This is a genomic window from Sodalis glossinidius str. 'morsitans' (assembly GCF_000010085.1).
GTDB lineage: Bacteria > Pseudomonadota > Gammaproteobacteria > Enterobacterales > Enterobacteriaceae > Sodalis > Sodalis glossinidius.
In genome coordinates this window covers 601,238-618,736 of record NC_007712.1, presented here as the reverse complement: position 1 = coordinate 618,736, position 17,499 = coordinate 601,238, and the positions used below count along the sequence as shown (strand labels likewise).

The following is a 17,499-nucleotide window of genomic DNA, read 5'->3' as shown; positions in this document are numbered from 1 at the left end:
GTCTGGTTTCTATGCGGTAAGCTCAGGATTGACAAATAGATACAATGCCGGCAGCAAATCTGTGGCCAACATACCGCGCGTGCCTTTTTCCGCCGCCAGATGGTCGGCGGTGGCGCCATGGACCACGCAGCCGGCACAGGCTGCATCATACAGCGACAGCTTTTGCGCGAGCAAACCACCGATGATACCGGACAAGACATCCCCCCCCGAGGCCATGCCCGCATTCCCGACATCGGCGACGGCGCCATCCTCGGCGGCCAATAATGTGCCATCGCCTTTCAGCACCACGAAGCCGCCATAGCGTCGCACCAATTGGCGCGCGCTACGTAACCGGTCACGTTCAATATCGCCGACATTGACATTCAACAGGCGGGCGGCCTCGCCGGGTGAGGCGTAATAATTCGATTGTGACGTTTCTCAGGATTGAATGCCAGCAAGTTAAGCACATCGGCGTCCCACAGCATTGGTTTGTCAATTTTTTACAGCGCGCAGCGCATTTCCCCCCCAACTTTCCTGCCCGAGGCCCGGACCATCACCACCACATCCGCCCAATCCAGCCCTTGTTGCAGGGTGTCACGGGTCAGCTGCGCCACCATGAGCTCCGGCCGGGCAGTCAACAGGGGCGAGATATTATCTTCGCGCGTGAGCATGCGTACCAGCCCGGCGCCACAGCGCAACCTCCCCGGTCATACGAATGGCACCGGCGGACCCGTGATCCCCACCGACAATCAACAGGCGGCCGTTGTCGCCTTTATGGGCGCAAGGATCGCGCGGAGGCAGCCAGCAGCAGTGTTTCACGTTTGAGCCACTCGCCCAAACCCAAATCGTCATAATGCAGCCGACCGGTCAGCACTCCCGGTTTCAGGGCAATAAACGTGACGATGTGGTCGGCGCGAATCACCTCTCCTGGCGTCGTGCCGTTGTTGCCGTGCCCCGCCAACACCAGCCAGCGCTGGGTGCCGGGGTAGAGCCAAAGAATGCGTTGGAAGGCCGCCGCGGCTCCATCAACTGATACAGTTGATACAGTGAAACGCCCGCCAGCATGGCGCCCTGGCTTTCCCAGCCCCGAAGCCATTCTGCACCGTAGACGGAGTGTGATAAACTGGATGCAGAGAATGTGTTGTCACGGTCAGTCATGTCTTATCCTTTCGATCTCTCAGAATTAGCCCGGCAGATTAAGCTCTGGGGGCAGGAACTGGGCTTTCAGCAGGTCGGTATTTGCGACACCGATCTTGCCGTCCAGGAGCCGGCGCTGCAAGCGTGGCTGGACCGCCAGTACCACGACGAAATGGCCTGGATGGCGCGCCACGGTATGCTGCGGGTGATAAGCGTACGCATGAACTACCTGCCGGCCAAGGCCGCCTTCGCGTCAACGTTGAAAAATCCCTCCCTAGGATATTTATCACAAAGTTTTACGTAACCGCCTAAAACAGCTGTGTGAGCGGATCCGCGACGCCTGCAGCACGGTAAATTTCCGCCCCTTTGTCGACTCTGCGCCTATCATGGAGCAGCCGCTCGCGGCCAAGGCGGGTATCGGTTTAGTTTGTAATCACTCACTTATTTTAAACCATGAAGCCGGCTCGTGGTTTTTTCTCGGTGAATTGCTAATAGATTTGCCGCTGCCGGTTGACTCACCGCAGCCTGAGCAATGCGGCCACTGCGTTGCCTATCACTACCTGTCCCACCGATGCTATCGTTGAGCCCTATACCATTGACGCGCGCCGCTGCATCTCCTATCTGACGATCGAACTGGAGGGAGAAATTCCAGAGGCGCTGCGTCCGTTGATAGGCAACCGTATCTATGGCTGCAATGACTGCCAGTTGATCTGTCCGTGGAACCACTTCTCGTCGCTGACCGATGAGCCGGATTTTAGTCCGCGCGCGGTCTTGCACGCTCCAGAACTGCTGGAACTCTTTGGCTGGGATGAGGCGACATTTCTGCGTGTTACCGAAGGATCGGCGATTCGCCGCATCGGCCACGTGCGCTGGTCACGCAATATTGCCGTTGCGCTGGGTAACGCCCCTTATCAAGACGATATCGTGCTGGCACTGCGGCGCCGGCTGGGGGAGCTGCCGCTGCTGGATGTGCATATTCATTGTGCTATGGATAGACAGATGGCGCGACGACAAACCGCCGCCGTCACGGTACACAGCGCGCAACAAACGTGGTTGGTCAGAGCCATCGAGAAAGGTTTAACGCGCGATGCCTGAGTGACGTCGCGCAAGGAAAAGACCTCTTTCAAAGACACATGCCCGCTGTGCATAAAAAAAATCCTTTGTCAATCAATCGTCACAAAAAACGCAAGCGATCTTACGTTTCATAATAAAAATTTATCTTTCTTTTTCAATTGACTATGACAAAGCGAAATTTTCATCGTCCACGCACGTATAGCCGATAACCGCGGTAAGCCTGTGGATAACTCTGTTTAAAAGATTACTACAAAGAATATAAGGCAGACACTGCGCTACCTTCGGCGGTGGATAAATTATTCACGAATTATTTCGCCTGTTGCGGAAAATGAGGTGGCGAAGGACCGTCCTGCAAGCACTTGCCGGCTACGCGCTGTTAGCCCTCGAGACGACGGCTCGCATGATGTACCAGACACCTCAACTTGGCAAGCTTTTTGTCGGTGATATGCGTGGATACGCTTACCAACAAAGCATGCAAAAGCGGCGGCGGATTTTCATAAAATTGCCCTCAGCCACCACGGCGCGCGTGCTCAAGCCCGGTAGCAAACTTTTCCCAGGCCGCAACGGGAATGATAAGTAGTGATTACTCAATACCCTTGTGCGTCTGCAAGGAATCAACGCGCCGCGACCGCGGCCTTGGATACAGCGTTTTCCCCTGCTCTGCGCTGACAAGCGCAGGCGATGATCGCGCGCTTACGGTCGTCAGCCTGACGAGATAGGTGGCCGGCTGCGCGAATTCTGAAGAAAAGCTTATCAATACCGGCGTAACGGGCCAGAGGCCGGCGCAATTCGCGACTCCAGTTACCTGCAGGCGACCCTCTCAGAATCCAAAACGGCTATCCTGCGCCCAACGGTCCTTGCCTGCTCCTGGGTTAAGCTTCCTGGCGGTCATCGATCATTTTAGCGTTTCGTGCAGCAGGTAAAGTTCAGTCAAACCTCGCATTCTGGCAATGTGGGAACGTTCGCTAAGGCGCACGCGATGGCGATAACGGCAAAGTAGCGCAAAGGAAGAGAGGGAGGATATTGGCAGCCTCGATGGCATGGGCGCTGCACGTCATGGCGACAATATCAGCAACCATTATTTGGAGCGGGAAACGAGGCTCGAACTCGCGACCCCAACCTTGGCAAGGTTGTGCTCTACCACTGAGCTATTCCCGCGTTAAAACTGTCATGCTGTCAGACGAATTCCCGACAGCTTTATTATGATTTATGCAGTGCACCATTGCTGGCAAAGACGGCAAAGGTATTTGGTTCTGATTGGATTAACAGCGTCATAAAACCACCTAAGCTATTGATTTCAATTCCTTTTATCCATCTCTATCTTCGAGATGGACGAAATTATGGACTGCTTTGGCGTGAACGGCAAGCCTTTTTTGACGCCCGGCGTGCGACTGCTTAATCCGTCATCATCCTGTCATCCTATGCGCCTGACCGGCATAGCCGGCAGGCGCGGTTGTGTTTGATAGATCATACTAATAATACGTAATAAATAGTGATCGCCGTTGTCCGTATCCGGCGAGAGTCACCAAGGGAGAAACTATGGATTTTCTGGGATGGACCGCCGCCGTGGGAGGGCTTCTATTACTGATGTCGCTGGCCTCCGGCTGGATTAATCGCGGTCCTTTGAAGGTTTTCGGCCTGTATTTGGTCGCCGGAATTATCTGTGGGCGTGGATGTTGGGATTACTTCATCTCAACCCCGCCCAGCATGCCGTGCTTGTCGCACGGATGACCGAAATCGCCATAGCCGCGTCGCTATTCATCACCGACCTGAAACTGCGGCTGCCCGCCTGGCGCATGGGCATCCGCCTGGCGTTTCCCGCAATGGTACTCACCGTCGCCGGCATCACGCTGCTGTTTCATCTCATCACCGGCTTCTCGTGGCCACTATCCTGGCGATTGTTGCGCCGACCGACCCTGTGCTGGCCAGTTTGATTTCGGTGAATGACGCCAATGATGACGACAGCATTCGGGTTTCGCTCTCCAGCGAGGCGGGCATGAACGACGGTACGGCGTTGCCGGTGCTAATGCTGGCGATGGCGCTACTGGCCACTAAAGTCGATTTTTCTGCCGGCTTGCTGCTTCATTGGGCGTTATAAAGATATTTTGTGGGCGCTCTTGGGCGGGCTAGGTATCGGCTTCGGCATGGGAAGAGGCGTGGGAAAACTGGCGGCACGGGTGCGCAGCGCCCACCAGGATGTGGCGCCCAATGACTTCTTTGCCCTGGCGCTGATAGCGCTGAGTTATGCCGCCGCACAAAGCGTTGATGCTTCCAGGTTCTTGGCGGCCTTTGCAGCCGGCGTCGGGCTGCGCCGCTCCGAGGTGCGGGTGGTCAATCGTCATCCGCCCAAAGAGCTGGCGGAAGAAGAGCATTATCCCCCCCGAGGAAATTTTGGTAAACCCCAACCGGCGCCATACGCTGGGCAACGGCGGGCTGGCTACCGCCGTCGGTCTTGTGGTCGGGGATGCCCTGTCGTTCGGCGATACGGTCAAGCGACTATATCGCCGCGGCGATAGTCGTGGCGTTGGGTATTTCCCTCACTCATGACTGGGATCCCCAAGGTCTGGTGCTGGCGGCGATACTGTTTTTAGTCATTCGTCCGCTGGCGGTGTGGCTGGCTACGCTGGGTACCCGCACGCCGCCGCTGCGGCGGCTGATGATTGGCTGGCTTGGCATCCGCGGCATCAGCAGCGTTAACTATATCGCCTACGCGTTCAGCCACAGTCTGGCGGGGAAAGACGCGGAGCGCATAGTTAACATGGCGCTAACACTTATTGTCGCCAGCGTTATTGTGCATGACATAACTGTAACGCCGTTGCTTAATTGGCGTCAGGCCAGACAAACAGCACGGCAGGAAGACAGCGGAGATCGGTAAGTGGTGCCCGGCGTAGCGCCATACCCGAGCGTTATCGAGGCCGGCAGGCGTTTTCCCGGCGCATGGGCCGTATGCCCAACCGGCCGGCGGTGCTAGATCTGGCGTCCCCGGCGAGCCGCCGCCACCATGCCATCCAGCCATGCCTGATAACCGTTCAACATGGGATTTGGCCGGGTCCGGACCAATTCCACCACCGGCTGTCCCTTCTGCGTTTCCTGCGTCAGGATGCGAACCCTGCCGCCGGGCAGATCCTCGATTAACCATGCATGATACACATCCAAACGCGTATCGCCCTCCCCCGCTCAACCGTGCCAGGCCAGCCGACCCGGTAGCCCTGCGCCGGGCACCGCCTGCTCCACGACCTGAGCCTCAACCGAGAACCCAAAGGTCTCAAAGTAAAAACGGACGTCTGGCGCCAGCGTGGGCCCGGACCGATCATAAAAGCGAACGTTGGCGGCGTGAGTATAGTAATCAGGCCAGCGTACGGCTTCGTTAAGCCACGGCCAAATATCGGCCGCGTCAAGGCCTGCGGCGATGACTTCGTTAGAGACAAAATTGTCGGTAAAACCCGGTTGGTACTGTGCGGGCCAAATAATGGCGTTCATGGTTCACCCTGCTGTTGTAGCCTGAAACAATGACGCCGGACGAATGCGAGCGTCACCTGATGGATGCGCTATAGGTTGCGTGCTAGCATTATATAAACCCAATCGCTAAATTTTATACACGTCATCATGCCAAATGATATCAAGCATTTAGATCTTAATTTATTGAAAACGCTTGATGTGTTGCTGGATGAGCGTAATGTAACCCGCGCCGCGCCGCGCAGCGGCTGGCACTGACGCAACCAGCCCAGCGGCATGCTCACGCGATTGCGTGACAGCTTCGACGACCCGCTATTTGTCCATACCCAGCGCGGTATCGTTCCCACCTTGCGTGCGCAGGCGCTGGCGGCGCCCGTAAAGCAACTGCTTGCGGACGTAGAGGCTATGCTTAAACCGCCGACGTTTCAGTCCGCCACGGCCTGCGCGACATTAACCCTCGCGGCAACCGATTATGCGCTGCGTGCAGTAGTGGTACCGCTTTTAGCGGTGCTCAGACAGCAGGCGCCTGGCATCAGGGTCTCGGTGGTGGGGGTCGACAACGATCGGTTACAGACCCAATGTGAGCAAGGCCATGTCGACATGGCCTTGGTGACGCCGGAGACGACGCCATAGGATCTGCACTCTCATCCGTTGTTTCATGAAACTTACGTCTGTGTCATGCGCGCCGATCACCCGGATGCCGCCAACGGACAGCTATCTCTTGAACGCTTTTGCACGCTTGATCATGAGCTGGTGTCTTATTCCGGCGGCAGTTTTACCAGGGCAACCGACAGGGCATTGGCCGACCTGGGACTGATGCGACGCGTGACCTTAACCGTGAACAACTTTCTGGTGTTACCCGATGTTCTCCGCGTCAGCGACCTTATCGCCATCGTCCCACGACGGCTGGCGCGACATGCCGAAGGGCTTATCACGCTGGCGATCCCGGGATTTATCAAAAGTCTGGCCTGGCATGAACGGACCCACCGCGACCCCGCCCACCGCTGGGTCCGGGAGACGCTCATTACCCTGAGCCAAACTCCTGACTAACGCCGGCAGACAGCAACTATCTGACCGTCAGCGCCGGCCGAACCGGTCGCGTTGTCGCGTTGTCGCGTTGTCGCGCTAGCGATAACCTTTAACAAGGATGACCAGCGTTTATTCCTGAACAAAATCAGTCATAACCTTTTCTGTATAATCCCCACGCCGCTTTTTCCCTCTAAGCATGACGAAAAGGTTTCAAAAACCAGAATAAACGAAAATGGAAATAGTCTCATCTTATTCACCCAATAAGAAACTTTATATTTCACATTACTAGCTATGGATTAAGATAATAAAGAGCTACACTTGCCCAATCTTGACACCTCGACCATGATACCTTCAGGAGTTATTTTGAAAAAGAAAGTCGCCATTATTACTGGTATTACTGGCCAAGATGGTTCGTATCTTGCCGAATTCCTATTGAACAAAGGGTATGAGGTCCATGGCATAAAGCGACGATGCTCGCAGTTTAATACACAGCGTATAGAACATATTTTCCAGACCTCTCATGACAATAACACAATGCTTAAATTGCATCATAGCGATCCTTTTGATACACCAAATTTAACCCGCATATTAGCGAAAGTCCAACCGGACGAAGTTTACAATCTGGGTGCGCAATCCCACGTCGCGGTCAGTTTTGATTCGCCCGAATATACCGCCGACGTCGATACCATAGGCGTATTGCGCTTATTAGAAGCTATCCGTTTTCTTGGCCTCACCGAAAAGACCCGATACTACCAGGCATCCACATCGGAGCTTTTCGGTCTGGTATGCGAACCCCGGCAGAAAGAAACTACGCCGTTCTATCCCCGCAGTCCTTATGCTGTGGCCAAAATGTACGCCTACTGGATAACGGTGAATTATCGGGAAGCCTACGGCATCTACGCCTGCAACGGTATATTATTTAACCATGAATCTCCGCGCCGCGGTGAAACGTCCGTTACCCGCAAAATCACCCGCGGCCTGGCTAGTATTGCGCACGATCTGGAAAAATGCCTGTATATGGACAACCTCGGTGCCCTGCGCGACTGGGGTCATGCACGGGATTATGTCCGCATGCAATGGATGCTGCTGCAACAGGACAAACCTGAGGATTTCGTCATTGCCACCGGTAACCAGTATACGTTCGGGATTTTATTACCATGGCGGCGCGGGAACTGGGCATTGAGATTGTTTTTGAGGGCCAAGGCATAAATGAGAAAGCCTTTGTCAGCAAAATTACCGGTGGACTTGCCCCCTCGTTACGCGTCGGCGATGTTATTGTTGAAGTGGACGAGCGTTATTTCCGGCCTACCGAAGTGGATACTCTATTGGGCGACCCCAGCTACGCGCAGCAGCGGCTCGGTTGGCAACCGGAGATCAGCCTTCAGCAATTGATTGCGGAAATGGTGGAGCACGATCTCCAGGCCACGCGCCAGCACAGTTTACTCAAATCGCACGGTTATGCCGTTTGCCATAGTGTCGAGTAACGTCTGAAAGCAAGGTATTCCGGCAACATTAAAAATCAACGATTATTATCACATGTTAACCGATCTGATCATGGCGTTAAAAAAGCCGCAAATCTGGAGCGTGCTTTCTTGGTTCGATATTAAACAACGGTATAAACGTTCTGTTCTGGGGCCGTTTTGGGTCACATTGAGTACCGGTGTCCTGGTGGGAATGTTAAGCGTATTATGGTCCACGCTGTTCAAATTGGATGTGCGAGAATATTTACCTTTTTTTCCATAGGGCAAGTCGTATGGACTTATATCTCGCTACAACTAACGGAATCTTGTAATGGCTTCGTTCAATTTGATTATATCATTGAGCAGAGCAGTACGTCTTTCTGTTCACTGATATTGCGTATTCTCAGCAGAAACGTCATCGTTTTTGCACATAATTTTATTATTATCGCCATAGTCATCACGCTCGTGGATCCCGGCTGGCATCTCGAAACGTTATGGTTTCTGCCGGGATTGCTTATTCTGACCACATCGCTTTTTTTCTGCTCTATCATTCTTGCCATTATATGCACACAGTTTCGTTATGTATTAATGATAATGCAAAACTTATTGATTATTGCCTTTTACTTTACCCCTATCATGTGGCGAACTGAGCAGGTTCCCCCGGCGATGGGCTTTGTTGAATAAATCAGAACTTGTGACTACGCCCCCCCTAGCAGATCGATTGTTATGCGATCCGGATGCTGTTCGGCATTCCTAACAGCGTCATTTTGTTAAGCGCTTTGACCATCGCCATTGCCTCACCTACCTGCGCATCATAGTCACGCAGACTTAGATGATCGCCCATAAGCGTTTTGAACCGGAATATAGCTGTTTCAGCCACTGAGCGTCGATGATAGCCCACTTGCTTTTTCCATACATCGTTATTGCCGCTTAGACGCTGATTCGCAACGGCGTAGTTACGCTCATAGTATCGGTCTGGCCAATATTGCGCCCCACTAGCAGAGCATCATGACAGTAGCGGGTATCGTAAGCGCCATCAGCCGACGCTTCCCTGATTTTCCGCTGGGTCTGGTTTATCAGAGCGGGTAGGGCCTGAGTATCCGTCGTACCGCCGAGCGATAAGTCAGCACAGATAATCTCATGCGTTACACTGTCTGCGGCCATATGCAGCTTACGCCACACCCTCCATCTGTCGGCACCATGCTGTCGGACTTTCCATTCGCCTTCGCCAAAGACCTTCAGGCCGGTTCCGTCAATGACTAGAGGTGAGATTTCACCACGGGTCGGCGTTTTTATGCTGATCTTAACTGTCTTTGCTCGCTTGCTGATCAGCGAGTAGTCTGGGCATCTTAGCGGCAGCACCATCAGTTTAAAAATGGTGTCAACGAAGCCCTGTAAAGCCCTTAACGAAAGGCCAAACACGCGTTTCATCATCAGAACAGTGGTGATAGCCATATCTGCGTAGTGAAGCGGCCGGCCACGCCGTTCAGGCGTTGTTTTTTCCGTCTATGCAACAATTGCCGACTCATCCAGCCATATCGTTAGAGACCCGCCGCTGCTTGAGAGCTTTGTTGTAAGTGGACCAGTTGATTATTTTAAACTTTTTCTTTGCCATGGAGTGCAGATGTTGAAATGACGGTAGTGATCTGAGCAGACGATCACCTAAAAGTTATATTTATTCAACAAAGCCCCGGCGATGTTGCATTATATTAATTACAACCCACTGATTTATTAATTTAATATCATTCGCCCGCCGCTGTTAGGCGTGATGCCCGATCTGCGCTCGATAAGCATCGCACTCACCATCACAGCCGTCCTGTTTTTGCTGGCAATGCTATTGCTGAAAAGGACCCGGCGTCGAATCGCCTACTGGTTATAGATAATGCAAGTCATCGTCAAAGTGGAAAATATCACCGTTGAGTTTCCTATTTATACCGCCTCTCAACGTAGCTTAAAGAAGTTATTGTTCCGACGGGGTGGTGGGCGGCAACCTGGCTAAACATCATCAGTCGCTGGCGGTTAAAGCGCTGAACAGCGTTTCCTTTGAAGTCCATCAGGGTGAGCCGGGTGGCGCTTTTGGGCGGCAACGACGCCGATAAAACCACACTGCTAAGGGTTCTGGCCGGCGTTTATCACCCCACCGCCGGCCGTCTGTCTACGCGGTGAGGTAGTTTCGCTCATCGATATGGCCATGGGAATGGAAAGCGAGGCGACCAGTTACCAGAACATCTTCATTCGCGGTTTACTGCTCGGCCTGACCATGAAACAAATCGCCAGGCAGGTGCCCTTTATTATCGAATTCAGCGAATTGGGTGAATATATCTCCTTACCTGTGCGTACCTATTCCAGCGGCATGTTGCTCCGGCTGGCGTTCGCCATTATTTCCGTGTTACAGCCCAGCGTGCTGTTAATGGATGAATGGCTAACGGTGAGTGACAGTCAATTTCGCGACAAGATGAGCAAAAAATTGCAGCAAATGGTGGATCGATCGGCGGTGATGATACTGGCCTCACACTCTCGGGAAACCATTAAGGCGTTTTACAATACTTTCTTTCTCATGCAAAACGGAGCGCTACGTCAGATAAGCCACAGAGAAATAGATGATTATATTTAAACAGGGAGTGGGCAATGGAACTGGACGCTAATATCCTTATTACCGGCGCCAATGGCGTTTTGGGCCACGGCCTGTGGCATGCTCTACAGGCGCAAGGATACTGTCATTTCCTTTGTCCGACCCGCCAGGAATTGAACGCGCTGAACCGGCAACAGGTGGACGATTTCTTTGCTCACCATCGGCCGCACTACGTATTCCATCTTGCCTCGCTGGTGTTCGGTCTGCAAGGCAACATGGAAAATCAGTTAAACGCTATCGCGACCAATACGTTAATCAATCAGCATTTACTTCTCACCTGTCAGCGATATCCGGTGCGCAAAATCTTTTTTGCCAGTACCGTTGCCGGCTATGGCTATCCATACCATTCATTGCCGTTAACCGAGCCGTATTTTTTCAGTGGTGCGCCTCACTCCGGTGAATATGGTTATGGTATGGCAAAGCGCCATGCGCTGGGCTATCTGGAAATCCTTCGGCGGGAATATGATATTGACTACTGCTACGGTATTTTTACCAACCTGTTCGGTCCTAACAACCGCTTCGATATCCACTGCGTCCATGTCATCCCCTCGTTAATTGAAAAAGCCGCCGCCAGTATCCGGCGAGAGGATCGCTGTCTCCCTGTATGGGGGCGGCTGGAAACCAGCCGCGATTTCATGTTTAGCAAAGAGGCCGGCGCGGCGGTGTTGCACGCCTTTCTGCACGGCAGCGGTATGATTAATATCGCCAGCGGATACGAATCTACCCTGGCGCAGGTGGTTGCAGCAATCAACCTTTGCTATCAATCCCGCCTGAATATCGTCTGGGACGCCGACGCGCCCCGCAGCGTCGACATCAGCCACCTGCGCGCACTTGGTTATCACCCCTCGTCCAACCTTAATGATGCCATCGCAAAAACGGTCGACTGGCATCGGCAAAATACTGACAGGATACGCAAATGAAAAGAATCGCCATCGTATCGACTTTCGCCGAAAGCTGTGGCAACTCTTATTTCACCTAAATATTGGTGAACTCAATGCGCCGTATGGGCTATCACGTGGAATGTCTGGGCCTGAATTTATTACTGACCCAATCGACCAGTCGGGCCATCCGCGCCAGGGCCGATGAACATATTGATGAGATCTGCGCGCGGCTCAAGACCTTTGACGGGGTGAATATTTAGTTTGAATCAGGCCTGTACGGATCACTGCCCGGCGATATTCTTCGCCGCACCCGCAAATTGCTGGATGACAATCCTAATAACAGCATTACCCTACACAGCCCCCGCCTACTGAGCGAAACTGCGAAGCAATCAAAATAGCGCTGAAATTGTCGTTCAAGCGCACGTTACAGCTGTATGTCGAGCCGCTCAGGCAAAATATCCCGATACGGATTAACCATCGTCTGATTCATTACCTGAAACAGCTCAATATCAATATCATTGTTCATACGCTACGCGCCCGCGAGTAGATTGAGATGTATCACAACTACCGCAACGTAGCAGTTCATCCTTTGAAAATTGTCGATGACTCTACCGAGATAAAGCTCGATCTCATGGACGCTATTCGCAGGAAATACCGATTTGGCAAGGATGTGAAGATTATTGGCATGTTTGGCTTTATCAATGAATATAAAGGTCACTCCCTGGCAATCAGAGCATTGGCCTGCCTGCCGCACAATTATAAACTGCTGCTATTCGGACGCCAGCATCCGCAATCCATCAGAAAAAATGAAACGGTCAGCTATTACACTCATTTGCTACAGGCGAAGATTGAAGAAGCGAAACTCGAAGACCGGGTGTTTTTTATGGGGGAGTATGATCATGAAGCGTTCGTCAATCTGATCGCTGTGGTCGATGTCATTTGTCTACCCTATGTAGAGAATGCTCAGGATGGTTCCGGTATCGCTTCCATCGCCTTCGACGTCTCGGACTGAGTGCTATGCTCCTCCTCGTTCGCTTTCGATGAACTGTTCCGGCTGCTGCCCCATTACGACAATTACATGCGTTTTGATATCGGTAATTATATGGAGCTTGCCAGCAAAACCAGCAATTTTCTGCCGATAAAATCTGCCGCCGTGCCTACCTCACAACCGGCGTTCAGTACAGAGAGTCAGGCAGAACTGTATATCCGACTCAGCCTGGGCAAACCGCTGCATGAAACGATGTCCTGCGAGGTGAATGCGTTACCGGCAACCTGAATTGACGCTAGACGGCGAAGCATGCCACGCCGCGGCTCTCCTCCCTTAAACGCGGACACCAGTGGCGGTAAAGCAAGCAGTGGAGGCAGTAAAAGCGAAGCCATGAAAGCTGCAAACAAGGAAAGCGATCAAGAGATGAAATTGGAGCGGGAAACGAGGCTCGAACTCGCGACCCCAACCTTGGCAAGGTTGTGCTCTACCACTGAGCTATTCCCGCTGGGTCAACACTTACCGGTAGCACTATCAGCCGGGTATTCCGGTCGGCGCCATGTGATGGATCAGAATGGAAAAACACCAGTCATATAATTATAGCTCTATGAATAATGATGCTTTTCCTATTCCCGCAGTGGGAATCAGTCCTATTATGGCGGGGTTTCGCATTCATGGCAAGATCTGCGTTGGCCTGGTAAACGCGTTTGCCGAATTCTTGTTCATTAATGTCCCCGGCCGCCTCCGGCCATCGACATCGGGCACGCCACACCGGGTAGCGCCGGTGTTGGGACCACTGCGGCCATGACACCCGCCACCTTCGGTAAAAGTGTCAAACTGCCGCTACACCTCATCACCCAACCGCCATAGCAAGCTGTCACGGGCGGTACTCAGCGACACCAGCGCCGGTTTGTAAATCATCAAGGGCTCCGCTAGCGGGCAGGCGATATATTTACCGTGCGGACTGGGCACGAATTCCGATCGGGGAATAAACGCGGCGTCGTCAAAACCCTGCTCCATCATTTCCAAAATCAGGCTGGGTTCAGAGACTTTGATACTGATATTGACCGGTGTCAGCGTCTCGTACAGGATGTTGCGCAGCTTTTCATAGGTGCCTTCGCCGCCGATACGGTGCAGCAAAATAAGCGGCAAACCGCTGAAATCGTCGAATTTGACTGCTCTGCCAGCGAAGCGCGCGGCGTCCTGGCTGGAAATGACGGCCAGCGTGTCGATGGGCGCCAGCTTCCACAGGGACCAAGGCGTTTTATCGGCGGGACAATGCATCAAAGCGATATCGATAACGTGATTGAGCAGCATCTTCTCCAGATGGCTGGAATTCGACACCAGAATATGAATATCCCATTCCGGCCGCTAGCGGTAATAATCCAGCAACAACGTTGTGAAGTAGCGCAGAAATAAATAGGAAACACCGATCGAGACGACCCACTTTTTGCGGGTCGCTATCTGACGGGTTTGCTGCTCAAGACTGTTAACCTTACTGAGAATGTCGCAGGCTTGACGATACAAAAAGGTGCACGCATCGGTTAATCGTATTCTCCGCGGGGTGCGGATGAACAGAGGGGCCCGATTTCGTTTTCCATTTCCTGTAAACGCTTGCCCAGCGGCGGTTGCGCCATATTCAATAGCTTCGCGGCCTTACTGATGGAGCCCTGTTCCTCTATGGTGCAAAAATACTGCAGCCTTTTTAGATCCAAAGTACCTCCTCTGTGCAGATCGGGCGCTGGGCTTATCATGCACAAACCGGCGTCATCCGCGTGTCGCCGGACGTTAATGAATCAGCAGCGTCCAAAGATAAGACACCGGCATGACCAGGATCAGCGCCGGCAGCATATTCGCGACCGGAAACGACTTAATCCCGGCGATACGGAAACCCGCGGCCAGCAGCAGTTGAATGATTAATTGCGGAATGGCAATCACCGCTACCGCATAGCCGAGCACCGTAGCGAAAATGGCGGCGGTAAAAATATCCATAATCGATTTGACCAACAGAATATTGGGATCGTGGGTCATACCTTCGGTCATGGCGCCTATAATGCCGGTTCCGCTGGCGCAAAACAGCACCATAATGGCAACATATTTTTCGGTGAACACCAAGGGATCCATGTCCGCGTCAGCGGTTTGGAAGCGGCTAACCAACCCTTTCGCCAGATTTCCCAAGGTGCCGATTTTTTTCTAAAAATATCCATTCCCCCAGCGCGCTACCGATGATAAGCGCCAGTACCACCGCCAGCAGGCTATGAATTTTACCAATCAGGACAATACCCAGACCCATGGATGACAAACCAAAGGTCATCGGCAGCGCAAGGCTCAGCCTTTCGGGCACTTTAGTGCCCAGAAACGCCCCAATAAGCCCCGCCCCCCTATCAGAACCGAACTTCCATTGACAAACGGGCCCACTACCATTGTTTACTCCTCATTATCGCTATTTCTGTTCGCCCCAGCGCGTGAGGCCCCCAACATCCAGATCAAACAGATCCAGCGCGCGGGTGATTTCCGCGCCTTTGGTCACCACCAGATGCACTTCGATATCCTGCTCGCGCAAAAGCGTTAGCGCTTTCATTCCATACTGAAAACCTGACGCGCCGCTGATACCGACAATAATGCGCCGTTTACCCACAACCGCCTCACTTATGCAAAATTGGGCAAAAAACGTGTTACATCCACCTGTTTGAACTTGGATCGTTCAAACTGCGCCTTGAGATGCCAAGGAACCGTGCAATCGAAGATGGTTTTACAGGTCATCCCCTGCTGAAGAATGCTCGGGCTATAGGCCGGCGTCTGGGAAGGATCGAGCGGATGGCAGCGGACACCGGGAATGAAAACGGTATCCACATCACCCTGATAGCGGGTTTGCATCGCCCAGAGAATGTCGTCAGTGTCAAAAATATCGACATCTTCATCAACCATAATCACCTGCTTTAGTTCCGAAAATGCGGCGAAAGCAATGAGCGCGGCCTGCCGCTGGCGGCCTTCATCCACCGGTGATGCTTTGCGAAATTGTATCACCGCCAGTAGTTTACCCCCGCCGGCGGTATGCGCATTGACATTCAGGACCCGGCCCGGCATGGCGCGATCGAGCATATCGAGGATGCTGGCTTCGGTAGGAATTCCCGCCATGCTGACATGCTCGCCGCTCGGTCCCAGCGTGGTTTGCAAAATCAGCTGGCGCCGATGCGTCACCGCTTTCACTTTGATTACCGGTAGCGCCTCTTTGGCTTCCCCGGTATAGCCCGGGAATTCCGGCATCGCTTTACCCGTGTGGGTATTCTGATCTTCACGCACCCGCACATGCGGTAGCAGTTCGCCTTCGATAACGATTTCCGCATGGGCAATGGCGTGCTCATTAATAGTCAAACACGGCGTCAGTTCTACCAGTTTACCCCGCAGCATACCGGCAATGCTGAGTTCATTGAAGCCCAATGGCGTGGTGGGCGGCTCGAAGCAGGCCGCGATTTCTACCGCCGGATCGACACCGATGCTGATAGAAATCGGCAATGCCTTTCCCTCCTGTTCCGCCTTTTCGCGGAAAGCATCAATATGACGACCGGGCGTAAGCCACATCGACAACTCATCCCGACTCTGGATACATAACCGGTGGATGGTGATATCGTATTCATGCGTTTCGGGATCCGAGGCGTAACACATGCCCATAGTGAAATAAGGGCTGGCATCTTCTTCGGTATTGGTGGACGCGGGAAGTAAAGTGCGTAAATCGAATGCCGGGTCCTCGGCGTAATGAACCACTTACTGACAAACCGGCCGCGTTGAGACCACCACCGGCGGAATGGCGTGATGCACTGAATCACGCAGTAAAAAACCTAGCTTTTCCGGCGCACAATTCAGCAAATGGCCGACGCGTTCGCGGGTCGACATCAATCCGGTTACCACGCGCAAATCAGGGAAACCTTTAATCTTGCTGAACATCATCGCCGGCTCTTTACGGGTCGGATGCTCGCAGGTGGCCCCCCCGCGCCAACATAGCGATAACGCCGGATATCTCGGCGTGGGGATCAACTTCAATATCTGTTGTGACAAATTCCCCGTCTCTATTTTTTAGTAATTCAATGGCTGAACGTAAATCATTCGGGGCCGTTTCTTTCTTATCTGACATATTCCCTCCGGCGACTGGTGTGAAACGGATTAATTGGCCTGCACTATAATGCCATTAAATTAGAGGGGAAACTACCGTTTATATTCTTTAACCAAACCTTTTTAGTATAGGGAATAAAATAACAAAACGAAAGGGGAATAGAAATACAACCTGGCAGAAAAAGGGGGGATAATTACTTTACAATCAACTGCGTTCTATTTTTTTGGCGGCTTCATCCATAGCGTCTATTATGGCATGCATGGCGGTCTTTGATATATTTGACTGCGAGAGATGGGTATTTATCGCCGATTTCATATTATGAATAGCCCGTTCAACTTCAGGGATGCTACGATTATTAATGATGTTAATCGATGGATAAGAATAGTTAACACCGCTTGGCTTTCCTGTAACAATATATGCCCCTGGCGGTCGATCACATACGCTTTACGCTTATCACCCTCATCCAGCACGCGAATACAACCTGTTTCTTCGAGCAGCGTCAGATTAGGGTAAATAATGCCGGGACTAGGGGTATATTCACCCTTGGACAGATCTTCGATAGCTTTAATAAGCTCATAGCCGTGGGCCGGTCCCTGGGCGAGAAAATGCAGGATCAGCAGGCGCATTTCGCTGGCGGCCAACATTTTTTCCCGTCGTTTCCTGCGCGCGTTGGCGTACCCGGCGCGGCGCTCGTTATAGGCTGTCAGCGGGGAAGTATTCTGATCGGGTTTCATCACCTGTCCGGGCCTGCCATC

9 protein-coding genes, 2 tRNA genes and 11 pseudogenes are annotated in these 17,499 nt (G+C 52.8%); 10 read left to right on the top strand and 12 right to left on the bottom strand.

Going from position 1 to position 17,499, the window contains the following annotated elements:
- Positions 1-9: 9 nt before the first annotated feature.
- Positions 10-919 (bottom strand): annotated as a pseudogene (locus SGP1_RS32620) (NAD(P)H-hydrate dehydratase); the annotation flags it as partial.
- Positions 920-1,135: 216 nt separating this feature from the next.
- Between SGP1_RS32620 and queG the strand changes: the two are divergent.
- Positions 1,136-2,211, top strand: a pseudogene (queG, locus tag SGP1_RS03245) (tRNA epoxyqueuosine(34) reductase QueG).
- Positions 2,212-3,273: 1,062 nt separating this feature from the next.
- Here the strand turns inward: queG and SGP1_RS03235 are convergent.
- A tRNA-Gly gene (locus SGP1_RS03235) sits at positions 3,274-3,348 on the bottom strand.
- Between the two features lie 381 nt (positions 3,349-3,729).
- On the opposite strand from SGP1_RS03235, the pseudogene SGP1_RS03230 reads away from it, so the two are divergent.
- Positions 3,730-5,065 (top strand): annotated as a pseudogene (locus SGP1_RS03230) (cation:proton antiporter).
- A gap of 92 nt (positions 5,066-5,157) precedes the next feature.
- Here SGP1_RS03230 and SGP1_RS03225 read toward each other — a convergent pair.
- Positions 5,158-5,670, bottom strand: a pseudogene (locus SGP1_RS03225) (SRPBCC domain-containing protein).
- 126 nt (positions 5,671-5,796) lie between these two features.
- Between SGP1_RS03225 and SGP1_RS03220 the strand changes: the two are divergent.
- Positions 5,797-6,696 (top strand): annotated as a pseudogene (locus SGP1_RS03220) (LysR family transcriptional regulator).
- Between the two features lie 411 nt (positions 6,697-7,107).
- Positions 7,108-8,159 (top strand): annotated as a pseudogene (gmd, locus tag SGP1_RS03215) (GDP-mannose 4,6-dehydratase).
- Between the two features lie 700 nt (positions 8,160-8,859).
- Here the strand turns inward: gmd and SGP1_RS26515 are convergent.
- Positions 8,860-9,750, bottom strand: a pseudogene (locus SGP1_RS26515) (IS5 family transposase).
- A 443-nt stretch (positions 9,751-10,193) separates the two neighbouring features.
- Between SGP1_RS26515 and SGP1_RS36090 the strand changes: the two are divergent.
- The 6 genes from SGP1_RS36090 (at position 10,194) to SGP1_RS03180 (ending at position 12,924) form a co-directional block, all read left to right on the top strand.
- Positions 10,194-10,301: an ATP-binding cassette domain-containing protein gene (locus tag SGP1_RS36090; protein WP_424141151.1), complete on the top strand. Its 108-nt coding sequence runs from the start codon at positions 10,194-10,196 to the stop codon at positions 10,299-10,301.
- 25 nt (positions 10,302-10,326) lie between these two features.
- Entirely contained in the window at positions 10,327-10,749 is a 423-nt protein-coding gene (locus SGP1_RS29035) for a hypothetical protein (protein ID WP_148203351.1), read from the top strand.
- Positions 10,750-10,763: 14 nt separating this feature from the next.
- Entirely contained in the window at positions 10,764-11,687 is a 924-nt protein-coding gene (locus SGP1_RS03190) for an NAD-dependent epimerase/dehydratase family protein (protein WP_011410193.1), read from the top strand.
- Between the two features lie 367 nt (positions 11,688-12,054).
- Entirely contained in the window at positions 12,055-12,195 is a 141-nt protein-coding gene (locus SGP1_RS30585; RefSeq protein WP_158302323.1) for a hypothetical protein, read from the top strand.
- A 42-nt stretch (positions 12,196-12,237) separates the two neighbouring features.
- Positions 12,238-12,660, top strand: a complete 423-nt coding sequence (locus SGP1_RS03185) for a glycosyltransferase (protein WP_041866604.1) — start codon at positions 12,238-12,240, stop codon at positions 12,658-12,660.
- Positions 12,661-12,924, top strand: a complete 264-nt coding sequence (locus tag SGP1_RS03180) for a hypothetical protein (RefSeq protein ID WP_041866603.1) — start codon at positions 12,661-12,663, stop codon at positions 12,922-12,924.
- 142 nt (positions 12,925-13,066) lie between these two features.
- Here the strand turns inward: SGP1_RS03180 and SGP1_RS03175 are convergent.
- From SGP1_RS03175 to SGP1_RS03150, 8 genes and pseudogenes are all read right to left on the bottom strand, one after another.
- A tRNA-Gly gene (locus SGP1_RS03175) sits at positions 13,067-13,141 on the bottom strand.
- 335 nt (positions 13,142-13,476) lie between these two features.
- Positions 13,477-13,977: a LysR family transcriptional regulator substrate-binding protein gene (locus tag SGP1_RS32610; protein ID WP_243466164.1), complete on the bottom strand. Its 501-nt coding sequence runs from the start codon at positions 13,975-13,977 to the stop codon at positions 13,477-13,479.
- A 27-nt stretch (positions 13,978-14,004) separates the two neighbouring features.
- Positions 14,005-14,160: a hypothetical protein gene (locus tag SGP1_RS32605; RefSeq protein ID WP_243466163.1), complete on the bottom strand. Its 156-nt coding sequence runs from the start codon at positions 14,158-14,160 to the stop codon at positions 14,005-14,007.
- 17 nt (positions 14,161-14,177) lie between these two features.
- Positions 14,178-14,387 (bottom strand): helix-turn-helix domain-containing protein, encoded by a 210-nt coding sequence (locus SGP1_RS32600; RefSeq protein WP_243466162.1) that lies wholly within the window; start codon positions 14,385-14,387, stop codon positions 14,178-14,180.
- Positions 14,388-14,421: 34 nt separating this feature from the next.
- Positions 14,422-15,057: pseudogene (locus SGP1_RS03165) on the bottom strand (DUF554 domain-containing protein).
- A 70-nt stretch (positions 15,058-15,127) separates the two neighbouring features.
- Positions 15,128-15,271: pseudogene (locus SGP1_RS03160) on the bottom strand (flavoprotein); the annotation flags it as partial.
- A gap of 11 nt (positions 15,272-15,282) precedes the next feature.
- Positions 15,283-16,765 (bottom strand): annotated as a pseudogene (locus tag SGP1_RS03155) (UbiD family decarboxylase).
- A gap of 183 nt (positions 16,766-16,948) precedes the next feature.
- Positions 16,949-17,478, bottom strand: a pseudogene (locus SGP1_RS03150) (PadR family transcriptional regulator).
- Between the last annotated feature and the right edge of the window lie 21 nt (positions 17,479-17,499).